This is a genomic window from Gordonia sp. SID5947, from assembly GCF_009862785.1.
Classification (GTDB): domain Bacteria; phylum Actinomycetota; class Actinomycetes; order Mycobacteriales; family Mycobacteriaceae; genus Gordonia.
The window spans coordinates 2,787,017-2,802,976 of the sequence record NZ_WWHU01000001.1; the positions used below are offsets into that span (position 1 = coordinate 2,787,017).

Genomic DNA, 15,960 nt, shown 5'->3' on the forward strand with positions numbered 1-15,960 from the left:
GAACGACTCGTAGCCCACCCGGACTTGTCAGAGAAGGAAATTTTCATGGGCCATTACAAGAGCAACATGCGCGACCTCCACTTCAACCTCTTCGAGATGTTCGACCTCGACAGGGTGCTCGAAGAGGGCGACTTCGGCGACCTCGACCACGAGACGGCCGTCGACATGCTTCGCGAGGTCAAGACACTGGCCGAGGGGCCGATCGCCGAGTCGTTCACCGATGCCGACCGCAATCCGCCGGTGTTCGATCCGGACGCGCACACCGTTGCCATCCCGGAGAGCTTCAAGAAGTCCTACAACGCACTCGTCGAGGGCGGCTGGGACAAGATCGGTGTCGCCGAGGAACTCGGCGGCCTGCCCGCACCGCGTTCGCTGTACTGGGCGATCGGCGAGATGATCCTCGGCGCCAACCCCCGGTGTTCATGTACGCCGCCGGTTCGGGATTCGCCAACATCTTCTTCGACAACGGCACCGACGAGCAGAAGAAGTGGGCCGCGATCTGCTCCGAACGTGGCTGGGGCGCAACGATGGTGCTCACCGAGCCGGACGCAGGCTCCGACGTCGGCGCGGCACGCACGAAGGCCGTCAAGCAGGACGACGGTACCTGGCACATCGACGGTGTGAAGCGCTTCATCACCTCGGCCGACCAGGACATGACCGAGAACATCTTCCACCTGGTGCTGGCCCGCCCCGAGGGCGCGAAGCCGGGCACCAAGGGACTGTCACTGTTCTTCGTGCCGAAGTTCCACTTCGACCACGAGACCGGCGAGCTGGGCGAGCGCAACGGCGTCTTCGTCACGAACGTCGAGCACAAGATGGGCATCAAGGCCTCGGCCACCTGTGAGCTGAGCTTCGGCCAGCACGGCACACCGGCCGTCGGCTGGCTCGTCGGCGAGGTCCACGACGGCATCGCGCAGATGTTCGACGTCATCGAGCACGCGCGGATGATGGTGGGCACCAAGGCCATCTCCACACTGTCGACCGGTTACCTCAACGCTCTGGACTACGCCAAGGAGCGCGTGCAGGGTGCGGATCTGACCCAGATGACCGACAAGACCGCACCGCGTGTCACCATCACGCACCACCCGGACGTACGTCGTTCGCTGATGACCCAGAAGGCCTACGCCGAGGGTCTGCGCGCGATCTACCTCTACACCGCTTCCCATCAGGATCCCGTTGCCGCCCAGATCGTCTCGGGTGCCGACGCGGAGATGGCACACAAGGTCAACGACCTGCTGCTGCCGATCGTCAAGGGCGTCGGCTCCGAGCGCGCCTACGGCACCCTCGGCCACGAGTCGCTGCAGACCCTCGGCGGCTCCGGCTTCCTGCAGGACTACCCGATCGAGCAGTACATCCGCGACTCGAAGATCGACTCCCTCTACGAGGGCACCACGGCCATCCAGGCGCAGGACTTCTTCTTCCGCAAGATCATCCGCGACAAGGGCCAGGCCCTCGCACATGTCTCCGGTGAGATCCAGAAGTTCCTCGACGCCGAGGGCGGCAACGGTCGCCTGAAGACCGAACGGGCCCTGCTGAAGACCGCCGTCGACGACGTGCAGGCCATGGCCGCGAGCCTCACCGGCTTCCTGATGAACGCGCAGGAGAATCCGCAGGAGCTCTACAAGGTCGGTCTCGGCTCGGTGCGCTTCCTGCTGTCGGTGGGCGACCTGCTGATCGGCTGGCTGCTGCTGCGTCAGGCCGAGGTGGCCCTGGCTGCCCTCGACGCCGGCGCCTCCGATGAGGACAAGTCGTTCTACGAGGGCAAGGTCGCCGTCGCGAGCTTCTTCGCCAAGACCATGCTCCCGATGCTGACCGCCGTCCGCGGCACCGTCGAGAACATCGACGCCGACATCATGGAGGTCGACGAAGCGATCTTCTGATCCGCGTCGTTCCCCTGAAACCGTTCGTCCCCCGGGTATCGCCGAACTCTCCGTACGTTTGTGGAGAATCTGGCGATACCCGGGGGACGAACCCGTTTCGGGACAGACGAACCCAGTCGCCTACTTCGGTGGCATCCGGATGCCGCCGTCGACGCGGATGACCTCGGCGTTCATGTACGAGTTGGTGATCAGCTCGACGACCATCGACGCCAGCTCGTCGGGCTTGCCCAGGCGATGCGGGAAGAGCACGGACTCACCGAGCTTCGCCTTGAAGGCCTCCGACGCCTCACCCTCGCCGTAGATCGGGGTGTCGATCAGACCGGGCGCGATGGTGTTGACGCGCACGCCCACCGCAGCCAGGTCGCGCGCGACCGGCAGGGTCATGCCGACGACGCCGCCCTTGGACGACGAGTACGAGGCCTGGCCGATCTGGCCGTCGAACGCAGCGACCGAGGCCATGTTGACGATGGCGCCACGCTCACCGGATTCCAGCGGCTCGTTGCGGCTCATCGCGGTTGCGGCCAGGCGAGCGGCGTCGAAGGTGCCGATCAGGTTGATCGCGATGACCTTCTTGTAGGCGTCGAGATCGTGGGCCGAACTGAATTCGCCGTCCTTGCCGATGGTGCGCTGGGCCCAGCCGATGCCTGCCGAGTTCACCAGGGCACGCAGCGGGCCGAGTTCGGTGGCCTTGGTGACGGCCGCCTCGATCTGCGCGGTGTCGGTGACGTCGACACGCACGAAGGCGCCACCGACCTCCTTGGCCAGCGCCTCACCCTTGTCGGCCTGCAGGTCGGCGACGACGACCTTGGCCCCCTTGGCCGCCAGCTGGCGAACCGCGGCTTCGCCGATACCCGACGCGCCACCCGTGACAATTGCACTTGCTCCATTGATATCCACGAGGTGGAGATTACATCGCAGGATGGCATCGCCGACACCCACCACCGAGCGATTGTTCGGTGGTCGTCACCGGCACGGGTGTCAGACGCAGGCGACCTCGGGCGCGGGATCGTATTTGACGGTGCGGGTGTGCCTGCGCACCTCCGCACCGGTCTTCGCGTCGGAGATCACCCGGGTATTCGACGTGGTGAACCCGCGGCTGCCGCTCGAGGCGATGCAGTCTTCTCCCTTTGCCAGTTTCACCAGCGGCGGATCGGTGTAGGAGTGGCGGTTGCCGGTGATCGACTGCACGTCGACGGTGGTGGTGCTCCACATCCGGACCGTCACGTCCGACGGCGTCCAGCTGGTCTCGATGTAGACCCCGTGCGGCGTGTTGTTGCGGAAGACGAGGTCGATCGCGCCCTCGAAGACGGTCGCCTCGCGCGCCTCCGGGTACCGCGAGATGTAATAGGAGTGCTCTGTGTGGTCGACGTCCTCGAGGCCGGCGAAGTACGACGCGTTGTAGAGCGTCGTCGCGAACTGCGAGATGCCTCCGCCCACCGCTTTTGCCGCGTGCCCGTGGTCGATGATCGTCGAGGTCACGTAGCCCTGCGCGGTCCCGCGGGGACCGGTGTAGGTGTTGAGCGAGAACGTCTTGCCCGGCAGGACCAGTGCGCCGTCGACCTCCTCGGCGACGAGGCGGATGTTCTCGCCCGACGCGCTGGTGAATCCCGAGGTGGTGAACTCGCCGACCACTTCTCGGACGCCGAGTTTGCGGGCGTCGGCCGTGGACAGACGTGGCGGGACCGGCTTGTAGGCGACCTCGACGGACCGTGCATCCGACGGGTCTGAGCCGGTCGACACCGCCGCGATCGAGGCGAAGGTCTTCGTCCAGTCGACCGTCGCCCCGTCGCGGGACGGTACGACGGTGGGACTGCCCGTCCGCAACGAGAACGTCGCATCGACGGGTTTGCGTTCGGTGCCCGCCAACCGGGGGCCGAGCAGTGCCACGCCCTTCTTCGGGTCGATGACCGGCCGCAGTCCGCCCCGGCCGTCGGGACCGAAGGACAGGATCGAGCCGAGCTGTGCGGGCTCCACGCGCACCGTCACGTTGCCGGAACCCTTGAGCGTGAGTGGCCCCGCGACAGCACGCCTGGCAGGACCGGCGGCCGTCTCGCGGACGACTTCGGCGGAGACCGTCGGATCGAAATCTTCCACCGGCAGGTCGATCGGTTGCCGGTAGAGCCACTTCTCGGCCAGGGTGTCCGCGGCGGCGTCGCGTGCGACGCGTTCGCCCGCGACCGGCATGACCTCGACGGGAGTGGCGCCCTCGTAGCGGACCCCACCCTCGACGGCCGCCTTCTCGAGCGTGGGCTGCTGCTCGTCGAGCGTGCTGTCGAGGGCCGCCCGATCGATGTGCACGACCGGATCGACCGTGTGCGACATGCCGGCCAGGGCCGCCAGCCGCGTGAACGGATTCTTCGGCTGTTCCATCAGCCGGTCGACGGTCGCATCCGGATCGAAGGTGAGCCCGAGAGAGTCAGAGCCGACCATCGCGGTGCCCGACGCCGTCCGTAGCCAGACCGGCTCGGTGGTGCGGGCCGACAGTTCGTCGATGACCCCCTGGACCTCGTCGCGGTCGAGATGTCCCGCGGGCAAACCGGCCACCACGGCACCACGCGCGGTGGTGTCCTTGGTCAGGAGAAGATCCGTGGCGAGCACCACACCGGTGACCGCGAGCACGCCGACCACGATGCGCACCGCGGTACGCGCGACCGGAAACCTGCTCACGACAACAACCATATGTGGACGACGACCAAAGGGTGGTGGCGAAGGGCGCCGAAAAAAGTAGGCGCCCCGGCCGAGCTGCCGGGTCGGGGGTCTGGCAGCTCAGCCGGAGCTACTCGTATATCTACGCTACTTTCCGCGGCGTTACACCGATCCGAGAATTTTTTTCGACGAGCGTGACCGGATCGATGTCCGAGCCCCTCGGACCTACCCTTCGACGATGGCCGTGACGCCCTGACCACCGGCTGCGCAGATCGAGACCAGCGCGCGACCGCCGCCGTTCTCCTTGATCGTCTTGGCTGCCTGCGCGATGATCCGGCCGCCGGTCGCCGCGAACGGGTGTCCCGCGGCAAGCGACGAGCCGTGGACGTTGAGTTTGGCGCGGTCGATCGCACCGAGCGCGTTGTCGAGGCCGAGGCGCTCCTTGCAGTACGCGTCGGATTCCCAGGCGGCCAGGGTGGCGAGCACCACCGAGGCGAAGGCCTCGTGGATCTCGTAGAAATCGAAGTCCTGCAGCGTCAGACCGTTGCGCTGCAGCAGACGGGGCACCGCGTAGGTCGGTGCCATCAGCAGGCCGTCGGGCCCGTTGACGTAGTCGACGGCCGCACTCTCGCTGTCCACGAGGTAGGCCTGCACGGGCAGGCCCTTCTCCTGCGCCCACTCGTCGCTCGACAGCAGCACCGTCGAAGCGCCGTCGGTGAGCGGGGTGGAATTGCCCGCGGTCATCGTCGCGTCGCCGAGGGCGACCCCGAAAACCGGCTTGAGTTTGGCGAGCTTCTCCGCGGTGGAATCGCCACGCAGATTCTGATCCCGGGTGAGACCCAGGAACGGGGTGATGAGGTCGTCGAAGAACCCGCTGTCGTAGGCGGCCGCCATGTTCTGGTGGCTGGCCGCGGCCAGCGCATCCTGGTCGGCACGCTTGATGCCGAACTCCTTCGCGGTGATCGCGGCGTGCTCACCCATCGACATACCGGTACGCGGCTCGCCGTTGCGCGGGATCTCGATGCCGAGTTTCGGAAGCAGCTTGAGCGCGGCGAGGGCCTGATCCTTGGCGCTGCGGGCCCGATTGACCTGCAACATCTGACGTCGCATCGACTCCGAGACGCCGATCGGCGCGTCCGAGGTGGTGTCCACGCCGCCGCCGACGGCCACGTCATAGCGGCCCGACGCGATACCGTCGCCCACCGCCACGATGGCCTGCAGACCGGTGCCGCAGGCCTGCTGGATGTCGAACGCCGGGGTGTACGGCGACAGTGCCGACCCGAGCACGCATTCACGGATGAGATTGAAGTCGCGCGAATGCTTGAGAACCGCACCGCCTGCGACCATTCCGAGCTGCTCGCCCTGCAGGTTGAAGCGGCTGACCAGCCCGTCGAGGGCTGCGGTGAACATCTCTTGATTGCTGACCTCGGCATAGGCCTTGTCCTGGCGGGCGAACGGGATGCGGTTGCCGCCGAGGATCGCGACCGGGCGCATGCTGCGGGTCTTGGGTGTCTGAGCCACTTCGATCTCCCAGGGGGTGTAGTTCGGTGTCTATGAGCTATTCTTACTCATGAGTAAGTTAGTTGTCGAACGGCGCTCACGCGAGCGTCGTCGCGCAGCACCGCACGTCTGACCGACCTGCCGAAGAAAACCTGAGGAGACCTCCCGTGGCAGCCACTGGCCTGTACTCGAATTTCGTCCACTCCGCCCCCGGTTCGTTCATCGCCAAGCAGGCGGGTCTGCCGGTCCCGCCGACCCTACGTCGGTACAAGCCGTCCGAGCCTGCACTGCCGGGCCCCGTCTTGCTGGGCGGTTCCGGCCGTGTCGTCGAGCCGCTGCGCGAGATCCTCACCTCGCCCGATTACGACGTGATCCAGAACGCGACGACCGGTCGTAGCGCCGACAAGTACGGCGCCCTGGTCTTCGATGCGACCGGGATCACCTCGCCGGGCGAGCTCCGGCAGCTGTTCGAGTTCTTCCAACCGAACATGCGCTCGCTGGCGCCGTGCGCACGACTGCTGGTCATCGGCACCACACCCGAACTGGTGAAGGAGCCGAACGAGCACATCGCGCAGCGCGCGCTCGAGGGCTTCACCCGGTCGGTGGGCAAGGAACTGCAGAAGGGCGCGACGGTCCAGCTCGTCTACGTCTCTCCCGACGCCAAGACCGGCCTCACCGGTCTCGAGTCGACCACCCGTTTCGTGCTGTCGGCCAAGTCGGCATTCGTGGACGCGCAGGTCATCCGGGTCGGTGCCGGTGACGCCAAGGCGCCCGCCGACTGGGATCGCCCGCTCGCCGGCAAGGTCGCCGTGGTGACCGGAGCCGCGCGTGGCATCGGCGCCACCATCGCCGAGGTGCTCGCCCGTGACGGCGCCCATGTGATCGCCGCCGACGTGCCGCAGGCAGGCGAGGCCTTGTCGGAGACCGCCAACAAGATCAAGGGCACCGCGTTCCCGCTCGACGTGACCGCCGACGACGCCGGCGCCAAGCTCGCCGAACACGCGCTCGAGCGACACGGCGGCATCGACATCATCGTCAACAATGCCGGCATCACCCGCGACAAGCTGCTGGCCAACATGGACGACGCCCGCTGGGACGCGGTCATCGGCGTCAACCTGATCGCCCCGCAGAAGCTCGTCGACGACCTGCTCGAGAAGGGCGCGCTGCGTGAGAACGGTTCCGTCGTCGACGTGTCGTCCATCGCGGGCATCGCGGGCAACCGCGGCCAGACGAACTACGGCGCGTCCAAGGCAGGCGTGATCGGCCTGGTCGACACATATGCGCCGATCCTCGCGGAGAAGGGCATCACCATCAACGCGGTCGCGCCCGGGTTCATCGAGACCAAGATGACCGCGGCGATCCCGGTGGCCACACGTGAGGCCGGTCGTCTGATGAGTTCGCTGCAGCAGGGCGGTCAGACCGTGGACGTCGCGGAGACCGTCGCCTACTTCGCCAATCCGGCGTCGAGCGCCATCACCGGCAACGTGGTCCGCGTGTGCGGCCAGGGATTCCTTGGTGCGTGATGGGTAAGACGATCACTCTGCCGCACGCTCCCGGCACCGCGGAGGTCTACTCCAAGGCCGTCGGAGCCATGCTCCCGGTCATCGGCAAACCGGCCACGGTGCGGGCCGATGCCACGATCCCCGAGCGGCACTACCGATTGGAAGACGTCCGGGTCGATCCGGAACGGCTGCATGCCTACACCCGCGTCACGGGGCAACGGTTCGGATCGACGCTCCCGGTGACGTATCCGTTCGTCCTGCAGTTCCCGCTGGCGATGAAGGTCATGACCGACAACGACTTTCCGTTCGGCGCGGTCGGCTCGGTGCACGTCGAGAACAGCATCCATCGGCTCCGGCCGATCGGCGTCGGCGAGCCGCTGACCATCGACACGCATGCGGAGAATCTGCGTGAGCACCGCAAAGGCCTTCTGGTCGACATGATCTCGCGGGTCAGCGTCGGTTCGGAACTCGTGACCACCCAGGTGGCGACGTTCCTCAAGCAGCAGCGCACAAGCCTGTCCGACGAGCCACGCGGGCCGGCCCCCAAGGAGGTGGCCCCGCCGCCTCCGGACGCACTGCTCGCCGTCGACCTCGGACGCATCCGCCGGTACGCCGAGGCGTCCGGTGACCGCAACCCCATCCACATGGGGAACCTGACGGCCAAGGCGTTCGGCTTCCCGAAGGCCATCGCGCACGGGATGTGGAGTGCCGCAGCGGCGGTCGCGAATGTCGAGGCCCAGCTCCCCGACGACGTCACCTACACGGTCCGTTTCGGCAAGCCCATCCTGTTGCCGTCCAAGGTGAACCTCTATACGCGGCGGATCGAGGGAGCCGGCAGTTTCGACATCTCGATCCTCAACCGTCGCAAGGGTTATCCGCACCTGACGGCGACCACCCGAGGCGCCTGAGCTTCACGCACGCAGAACTCCCACAAACACGCGATGCTTCCCGTGTTTGTGGGAGTTCTCTGTGTTTTCGGGGTGGGTGTCAGGCGAGCCGGCGCCTCTGCCACCTCCGCCAGACGTACCAACCCCCCGCGACGAGCACCAGCGCGACCGTCGCGTAGAGCAACAGCGTGGTGCCCAGTGCTGCGCCGGCAAAGTAGCCGACGAGTAAAACGGTGGTCGCCCAGGTGGTGGCGCCGATGAGATCGGCCGCGACGAATCTGGCCGGCCGCATCCGGGTCATCCCGGCCACCGGTGGCACGAGGGTGCGTACATATCCGATCCAGCGGCCGGTTGCGACAGCCACCATGCCGTCGCGGTCGATCCGATCCTCGGCGCGCTGCCATCGGTGTTCTCCGAATCGCCGGCCCGCTCGTGACGCCTTCACCCGATGTCCCGAACTACGTCCGATCCGATACCCGGTGAGATCTCCGGCGACCGCGGATACGCAGACCGCCACCACGAGGGCCCCGATCGACGTCGGCCCGACGGCCGCGGCCACACCGCCCGCCAGCAACACGGCTTCGCTGGGCAGGATCAGACCGAGGATGAGCGTCGAGGTCTCGGCGTAGACCACCGCGCACGCCACCAGATACACAGCCCACGACGGCACTGATTCCACCAGCTCGACGAGCCAGTCGGCGATGATGTGCACTGGTCGAGAGTACTGGGCGGTGTCGGGCTCCCAACACGCAGAACTCCCACAAACACGCGATGCATTGCGTGTTTGTGGGAGTTCTGCGTGTGTTTGCGCTCGAGTCAGTCCGCAGCCGACGCCGCGTCGACCGTCCCGACACCCTTCAGACCGCGCCAGGTGATGCCGACGAGCAGATCGGTCGCCGTCTCGAGGTCGACGTCCCCCTCGGTGATCCGGTCGGCCACGGCCTCCCCTGCGCCGACCAGCGCGACGGCGGTGAGCTCGAAGTCGATGTCGCGGGCACCCTCGACGGTGGTGCCGGCACGGATCAGCTCGGTCACCATCTCGGTGACGCGGGCACGGCTGTCGGAGACGAAGTGGGAGAAACTCGCCGTACCGACGGCGACGCGGTAGAGCACCCTCCACGACTGACGGTTCTCGTCGACGTAGCGCAGGAACTCCTTGACGACGGTGCGGGCCTGCTCGCGCTGGCGCAGCGATGGGTCGAACCCGACGCTCATGGCGTCGATGAACCGGCCCGACTCACGCGCGATGCACGCACTGAACAGCTCGTCCTTCGAACCGTAATAGAGGTACAGCATCGGCTTGCTGATCTCGGCCTGCGCGGCGATCGAATCCATCGACGCCTCGCGAAAGCCGTTTTCGGAGAAGACCTTGACGGCGGCGTCGAGCATCTGTTGCTCCCGCACCGCGCGCGGCAACCGTTTGGTTCCGCCTGCCATCAGACCTCCTCGACACCCACACATCACGCACTTGAGTGTTCAGAGCTTACCGGATTACTTACCAGCCGGTAAGTTCAGCAGGTGAGAACGCCCTTCGAGCGGAGAATACGCACCACCGAACGGTCCACGCGGGCAACGGTGAGCCGTTTGGCCGCGACCTCACGCTGGAGCGAGTCGAGTACCGAACCGACACGGTCGGTCGCCAGCCACAGCGCGACGTCGGACCCCGCCTTGATGGCCATCGGGACCGCCTGCTCGATCGGATAGCGGGCACTGATGGCCGCCATGCCGGACAGGTCGTCGGAGAAGACGACGCCGTTGAAGGGCGGGCCGCCATAGGGCTGCCCGGTCCGCAGCATGCCGATCGCTCGCGGACTGATACTGGAAGGCGTCTCCGGACCGGTCAGACCCGGGACGATCAGGTGCCCGACCATCACCGCGGCGTTGCCGGGATCCTTGAGCAGTGTGCGATACGGCACCAGGTCACTGCGCTCGAGCGACGACAACGGCGGGGTCACCACGACGCCGAGATGCGAGTCGCCCGAGCCATGGCCATGACCGGGAAAGTGCTTGTACACCGGGGTGATCCCGGCCGACTGCAGACCAGCGGCATAGGCACCCGCGTACTCGGTCACCACGGCCGGGTCGTTGCTGAACGACCGGTCGCCGATCACCTCGTCGTCGGCCTCGGCGCTCACATCGGCATCGGGCGCGAAATTGACGGTGACACCGAGCTGCCGCAACTGCCGCCCCGTCGACTGCGCCAGCTCGCGCACCTGGGCGGGGGTCTTCGTCTGTGCGAGTTCGCGGGCCGACGGGCTGTCGATACCCAGCGCGGACAGTCGCGAGACGCGACCGCCCTCCTGATCGACGGTGACCATCAGCGGGATCCGGCTGTTACGGGAGATCCGGGAGGCAGCACCGCTCGACAGGATCGACAGGTCGGTCCAGCTGCCGACAAAGATGCCACCCACCTGCTCCTTGTTGACGATGGACTGGGCATCGGCGGTCCCGGTCACCCCGACGACGAGCATCTGCGCCAGCTTCTGCCGCAATGTCATCTTGCTGAGTTCCGCTGTACCACAAGCAGATACCGGCTCGGCGACGCCGCTCGACGACACCGGCGAGGACGACGACGAACCGGCCGACGCCGACGTCGAACTCCCGGCGAGATCAGATGACTCCTCCGACGTACAACCGGCGGCCGCGATCACCACCGCGGCGATCGTCATCAAAATCAGTACGCCACGCACTCGTCGACCTCGCTGAGATGAGCCCATGCCTCGAGTCTGGCATGTAATCTGACCCCATGGACCAGGGTGTCCAGCAGACACTGATGATCGCCTACGACGGCTCTCCGAACGCCGATCGCGCGATTCGCTACGCCGCACAGTTTCTCCGCGCCGGGACGGCGCACGTGGTGACGGCGTGGCAGCCCGGCGGGATGTCGCCGGCACGGCTGTCCACCCTCTCCGGCGGGATGCAGCCCTTTCTCGACACCCAACTCGAGGCAGGTGTCGACCACGCACTCGAGGCAGAGGCGGAAACCCTCAACAAGGCGGGCGTCGAACTCGCCATCTCGGTCGGGATGGATGCTCACGGATCGTTGGTGGAGGTCGAGTCGACGGTGTGGGGCGCGCTGGTCGCCGCCGCCGATGCCCTCGACGTGGATCTGCTGGTCACCGGCACCCGCGGTGCGTCTGGACTGAAGGCCCTGTTGCGGTCGAGCGTGGCCGAGGCCGTGCTCAAGCACTGCCACCGTCCGGTGTTCATCGTGCCCGCGCAATGCGAGAAACAACCGCCCGTCACCCTGTAGTGCAGTTTCCCCGCACTCAGCAGGGACCTATGTGGTCAATGGTATTTTCGTCGCCATGACCAACAACCGCCTCGTCGCCGGAGCCGTGGCCGGAGTCGCCGGCATCCTGGTGGGACTCGGCGCCGTGTTCCTCGGTGGATTCCTGTCCACCGAGACGAGCCCGTCGACGGACGTCAACAGCGTCAACCCCAACAGCGGTTTCGTTCAGGGCTCGGTCGACTACGGCACCCGGGGCGATGCCGGGGCCGACAACTGACCTTCGGGCCTGACCTGACCACCGAGGTCGATCGGTCCGACCCGGCACGGATCCGCGATCCCGCGCTCGACCGGACGCTGTCGAGGCGAGGCATCGCCGTCGCCACGCTCTGCGCGTTCCTCGTCTCGTTCCTGCAATCCCCCGGTCGGATCGCCGCGGACACCAAACTCGACCTCACCGCCGATCCGATCGGCTTCCTGAGCCGCGCCGCCCACCTCTGGACCCCCAACGCTCCGATGGGTCAGGTGCAGAACCAGGCCTACGGCTACTTCTTCCCACACGGCGCCTTCTTCGCGCTCGGCGACCTCGTGCACATCCCGCCCTGGATCGTCCAGCGGACGTGGTGGGCACTGCTCCTCGTCGTCGGCTTCGTGGGCATCGTGCGACTCGCCGAGGCCATGCGCGTGGGCTCGCCCGGCTCGCGCGTTATCGCCGGCATCATCTTCGTCCTGAGTCCACGGGTGCTGACCACCATCGGCTCGATCTCCTCGGAGACGTTGCCGATGGTGCTGGCCCCATGGGTGATGGTCCCGCTGATCCGCGTCCTGGACCGCGAGGACGGACCGATCTGGCGACCCGCCCTGCAATCTGCCGCGGCAGTCGCGCTGATGGGCGCGGTCAACGCGGTGGCGACGCTCGCCGCGCTCGGCGTCACCGTGGTGTGGTGGCTCCTGCACGCTCCGATGTTGCGGCGACCGTCGCGGTCTGCGGTGACCCGGGCACGCTGGTGGCGCTTCGGTGCGTGGTGGATGCTCGGCATGGCCATGGCGTGCGCCTGGTGGGTGATTCCCCTGCTCATCCTGTCGCGGGTGAGTCCGCCGTTCCTCGACTTCATCGAGTCGTCGCGAGTCACCACGGAATGGACGTCACTGACGGAGGTGTTGCGCGGCACCAGTTCATGGACACCGTTCGTGTCGCCGGAACGGGTTGCCGGTGCGGTGCTGGTGAACCAGCCGGCCGCCGTCTTGGCCACCGGCGTGCTGGCCGCCGCAGGCCTCGCCGGGTTGTGCATGCGGCACATGCCGTTCCGTGGACGACTGGTCTCCGTGCTGGTGATCGGGCTGCTGCTGATGTGCCTCGGCTTCGCAGGGGAGTTGGGTTCCCCCATCGCCGAACCGGTGCGGGTGTTCCTCGACGGAGCAGGCGCCCCGCTGCGCAACATCCACAAATTCGAACCGTTCATCCGCATCCCGCTGGTCCTGGGCACCGCCCACCTTCTCGCCCGGGTGCCGTTGCCCGGCACCGTCTCCCTGCGTGAGATGGCAGCGGCCTTCGCCCACCCGCAACGGTCGCGCCCGGTGGCCGCCGCCATCGTCGTGGTGGTCGCCGCCATCGGAGCGGGCTCGCTGATCTGGACCGGACAACTGGCACCGGCCGGCACCTACCGCGCCATCCCCGACCACTGGTCCGCTGCCGCGAAATGGCTGTCCGCGCACGGCAGTCCACCCGGCAGCACCGGACCGGCACGCAGCCTGGTGGTGCCCGGTGCACCGTTTGCCGACCAGCTCTGGGGCCTCACCCGCGACGAGCCGATGCAACCACTCGCCGACGATCCGTGGGCCGTGCGAGATGCGATTCCGCTCACCCCGCCGGGCGCGATCCGGGCACTCGACTCCGTCCAGCGCGACATCGCCGACGGACGCGGCTCCCCGGGTATCGCCGCCACCCTCGCCCAGCAGGGCATCAACTATGTGGTGCTACGCGCCGATCTCGATCCGGACACCTCCCGATCGGCACGGCCACTCGTCGCCCAACAGGCCCTCAACAGTTCCCCAGGACTGGATCGCGTCGCGACCTTCGGCGACGACGTCGGACAGCCGAGTGTGCCCGGGGTGGTGCGCGACAACGGTTTACGCCCGCTCCTGCCGGCCGTCCAGATCTACGCGGTCCATGCTCCTGTCGGATTCCCCGGCACCGGACCCGTCCTCGTCGACGCCGACGCGGCGCCGCGGATCGCGGGCGGGCCGGAAGCACTTGCCGCAGTTCAGGAACAGCGTGCTCGCGCCGGTCGCACACCGATGGGCCCGGCCGTCCTCGACGCCGATGCGCGCCGCGCGGGCCTCACCGACAACCGTGGAGTGCTGGTCACCGATACCCCCACCGATCGGGAGACCGACTTCGGCCGGGTCGACGACCACAGTTCGGCCATCCGCGCCCAGGGCGATCCGCGCCGCACCCAGAACGCCGTACCCGACTACCCGGTCGACGGTCAGCCCCTCGTGGAGGGCCAATGGCTCCTGGACAACCAGCCCGGCCAGATCAGGGTCTCCACCTCCGGATCTGCCTCGGATGCAACGCAACTCGGACAGACCTCACCGGCCAACGCCCCGGCCGCGGCCTTCGACGGCGATCCCGACACGGCCTGGGTGAGCAGCGGCCTCGACTCCGCGGTGGGCCGGTGGATGCGACTCGACTTCACCCGGCCACGGTCCGACCTCGCGGTGAGCATCACCACGAGCAAGGCGCTCGGGTCGGACGTGAGCGGCATCCTGGTGTCCACCGAGGCCGGCAGTTCGGTCACCCAGGGCGTCGAGCCCGGTGAACCGGTGACCGTCACGGCCCCGAGCGGCCCCACCCGGTGGATGCAGATCCGCGCCATCAGCACGGCAGATGGCCGGGGCGGCAACCAGTTCGCCATCGGCGAGTTGGCGCTCGCCGACCTGTCCAGCGGCTTACCACTCACCATCCGCCATCGCACGGTGCTGCCGCCGCCACCCGCCGGGACGCGGGTGTCGGGCTGGTTGCTCACCGAGGAATTGGCCGGCCGGTCGGCATGTGTGGCCGACGGCGACGTCCAGCGATGCACACCCGGGCTCGGCCTCAGCCCGGAGACACCGGGGATCTTCACCCGCTCACTGTCGGTGCCTGCACCGACCGAGGTCGACCCGAGCGTGGTCTTGCGACCGAAGTCGGGCGATGCGCTGCGTGCACTCATCTCCGCGCCCGGACAGATCACCGCAGATGGACCGACCGGCGTCGACGACCCGCGCGGCAACGCCGCGGCGGCGGTGGACGGTGACGTCGGCACCACGTGGACCGCACCGGAGTCCTCCTCGTCGACGGACGAGTCGTCGGACACGAAGCGCAGCGACAAGCCGGAATTGGTGATCCGGTTCCCGCACCCTCAGCGTGTCGACCGCTTGCGGTTGGTCGCTCCCGAGCGGTACCCCGCCGCCCCCCGCCGCGTGAGCGTGGACCTCGGTACCGGGCCGCAGATCCGGGACGTCGGGCGCGACGGTGTGGTTCAGCTGGACTCGGCGGTCACCGACCGCATCGACCTCACGGTGACCAAGACCGCCGATCTCATCGACGTCAACAATCTCGGTTTCGCCCGGCCGGCTCCGGCGGGGATCAGCGAGGTGCAGATCAGTCCGGCTCCGCCGGCACCACCCGCCGACGACCGCATCGTCGAAATCGGTTGCGACGCCGGCATCGGCCTCACCGTCTCGGGGCAGGTGATCGGCATGTCGGTGCGCACCACCGCGGCCGCGCTGCGGGCCGGTGAGCCCGTCGTCGCACGACCGTGCACACCAGAAGGCGTGGAACTCGGTGGCGGCGAACAGGAATTGTCGGTGAACCCCGGAGCGGCGTTCACCGTCGACCAGGTGTCCCTGCCGGTCCGTGGCGCCCCCGACGACGGCGGGTCGTCGCCGGTGGTCCCGCAGGTCACCGACTGGTCGTCGACACACCGCTCGGTGCAGGTGGACTCTGCTGCACGCCAACGCATCCTGGTCGTCCCGGAGAGCACCAACAACGGATGGCAGGCCGATCTCGGCGGCCGTCCGCTGAAGCCGGTGGTGATGAACGGCTGGCAGCAGGGCTGGCTGGTCCCGCCCGGTGCCGCAGGCACCGTCACGCTGACCTATCGTTTCGACTCGCTCTACCGGTGGTCACTCGGCCTGGGTCTGGCACTGGTCGCCCTTCTGCTCGCCCTCGCGTGGTGGCCACGGCGGAGCACCGACGACGTCGACCCAGCCGACGACGACCGACCACGCGACGGGGTCACCCCGGGGTGGGTCACCGCGGCGGCCGCTGT

Annotated in this window: 10 protein-coding genes and 2 pseudogenes; 6 read left to right on the plus strand and 6 right to left on the minus strand. The window is 67.7% G+C overall.

Annotation, left to right across the window (positions count from 1 at the left end; translation table 11 throughout):
• Nucleotides 1-45 precede the first annotated feature (45 nt).
• Nucleotides 46-1,880, plus strand: a pseudogene (locus tag GTV32_RS12900) (acyl-CoA dehydrogenase).
• Between the two features lie 120 nt (nucleotides 1,881-2,000).
• On the opposite strand, the gene GTV32_RS12905 reads toward GTV32_RS12900, so the two are convergent.
• The 3 genes from GTV32_RS12905 to GTV32_RS12915 all read right to left on the minus strand — a co-directional run bounded on the left by GTV32_RS12905 (nucleotide 2,001) and on the right by GTV32_RS12915 (nucleotide 6,047).
• Nucleotides 2,001-2,777, minus strand: a complete 777-nt coding sequence (locus GTV32_RS12905; RefSeq protein WP_161060659.1) for an SDR family NAD(P)-dependent oxidoreductase — start codon at nucleotides 2,775-2,777, stop codon at nucleotides 2,001-2,003.
• Between the two features lie 81 nt (nucleotides 2,778-2,858).
• Complete coding sequence (locus GTV32_RS12910) at nucleotides 2,859-4,559, minus strand: VanW family protein (RefSeq protein WP_202421785.1); 1,701 nt, start codon at nucleotides 4,557-4,559, stop codon at nucleotides 2,859-2,861.
• Between the two features lie 192 nt (nucleotides 4,560-4,751).
• A complete protein-coding gene (locus GTV32_RS12915) occupies nucleotides 4,752-6,047 on the minus strand; it encodes an acetyl-CoA C-acetyltransferase (RefSeq protein ID WP_161060660.1) in 1,296 nt (431 codons plus the stop codon).
• Between the two features lie 146 nt (nucleotides 6,048-6,193).
• Between GTV32_RS12915 and GTV32_RS12920 the strand changes: the two genes are divergently transcribed.
• On the plus strand, nucleotides 6,194-7,549 hold the full coding sequence (locus GTV32_RS12920) for a 3-oxoacyl-ACP reductase (RefSeq protein WP_161060661.1): 1,356 nt from the start codon (nucleotides 6,194-6,196) through the stop codon (nucleotides 7,547-7,549).
• Nucleotides 7,549-8,436 (plus strand): MaoC/PaaZ C-terminal domain-containing protein, encoded by an 888-nt coding sequence (locus tag GTV32_RS12925; RefSeq protein WP_161060662.1) that lies wholly within the window; start codon nucleotides 7,549-7,551, stop codon nucleotides 8,434-8,436. Before GTV32_RS12920 ends, GTV32_RS12925 begins: the two co-directional genes overlap by 1 nt.
• A 79-nt stretch (nucleotides 8,437-8,515) precedes the next feature.
• Here the strand turns inward: GTV32_RS12925 and GTV32_RS12930 are convergent, their stop codons facing one another.
• The 3 genes from GTV32_RS12930 to GTV32_RS12940 all read right to left on the minus strand — a co-directional run bounded on the left by GTV32_RS12930 (nucleotide 8,516) and on the right by GTV32_RS12940 (nucleotide 11,084).
• Nucleotides 8,516-9,127, minus strand: a complete 612-nt coding sequence (locus GTV32_RS12930) for a DedA family protein (RefSeq protein WP_161060663.1) — start codon at nucleotides 9,125-9,127, stop codon at nucleotides 8,516-8,518.
• 104 nt (nucleotides 9,128-9,231) lie between these two features.
• Entirely contained in the window at nucleotides 9,232-9,852 is a 621-nt protein-coding gene (locus GTV32_RS12935; RefSeq protein WP_161060664.1) for a TetR/AcrR family transcriptional regulator, read from the minus strand.
• Nucleotides 9,853-9,926: 74 nt separating this feature from the next.
• A complete protein-coding gene (locus tag GTV32_RS12940; RefSeq protein WP_237421537.1) occupies nucleotides 9,927-11,084 on the minus strand; it encodes a glycoside hydrolase family 3 protein in 1,158 nt (385 codons plus the stop codon).
• A gap of 77 nt (nucleotides 11,085-11,161) precedes the next feature.
• On the opposite strand from GTV32_RS12940, the gene GTV32_RS12945 reads away from it, so the two are divergent.
• From GTV32_RS12945 to GTV32_RS24060, 3 genes and pseudogenes are all read left to right on the plus strand, one after another.
• Nucleotides 11,162-11,668, plus strand: a complete 507-nt coding sequence (locus GTV32_RS12945; RefSeq protein ID WP_161060665.1) for a universal stress protein — start codon at nucleotides 11,162-11,164, stop codon at nucleotides 11,666-11,668.
• A gap of 55 nt (nucleotides 11,669-11,723) precedes the next feature.
• The gene (locus GTV32_RS12950; RefSeq protein WP_161060666.1) at nucleotides 11,724-11,924 is read left to right on the plus strand and encodes a DUF2613 domain-containing protein; all 201 of its coding nucleotides are present in this window, start codon (nucleotides 11,724-11,726) and stop codon (nucleotides 11,922-11,924) included.
• A 92-nt stretch (nucleotides 11,925-12,016) separates the two neighbouring features.
• A pseudogene (locus tag GTV32_RS24060) lies at nucleotides 12,017-14,101 on the plus strand (DUF3367 domain-containing protein); the annotation flags it as partial.
• Nucleotides 14,102-15,960: the final 1,859 nt, after the last annotated feature.

Excerpts from the sequence above, each read along its gene's own strand:
- GTV32_RS12910 (WP_202421785.1), bottom strand. The coding sequence starts at position 4,559 with ATGGTTGTTGTCGTGAGCAGGTTTCCGGTCGCGCGTACCGCGGTGCGC.
- GTV32_RS12925 (WP_161060662.1), top strand. The coding sequence starts at position 7,549 with ATGGGTAAGACGATCACTCTGCCGCACGCTCCCGGCACCGCGGAGGTC.
- GTV32_RS12935 (WP_161060664.1), bottom strand. The coding sequence starts at position 9,852 with ATGGCAGGCGGAACCAAACGGTTGCCGCGCGCGGTGCGGGAGCAACAG.
- GTV32_RS12940 (WP_237421537.1), bottom strand. The coding sequence starts at position 11,084 with ATGACGATCGCCGCGGTGGTGATCGCGGCCGCCGGTTGTACGTCGGAG.
- GTV32_RS12945 (WP_161060665.1), top strand. The coding sequence starts at position 11,162 with ATGGACCAGGGTGTCCAGCAGACACTGATGATCGCCTACGACGGCTCT.
- GTV32_RS12950 (WP_161060666.1), top strand. The coding sequence starts at position 11,724 with ATGACCAACAACCGCCTCGTCGCCGGAGCCGTGGCCGGAGTCGCCGGC.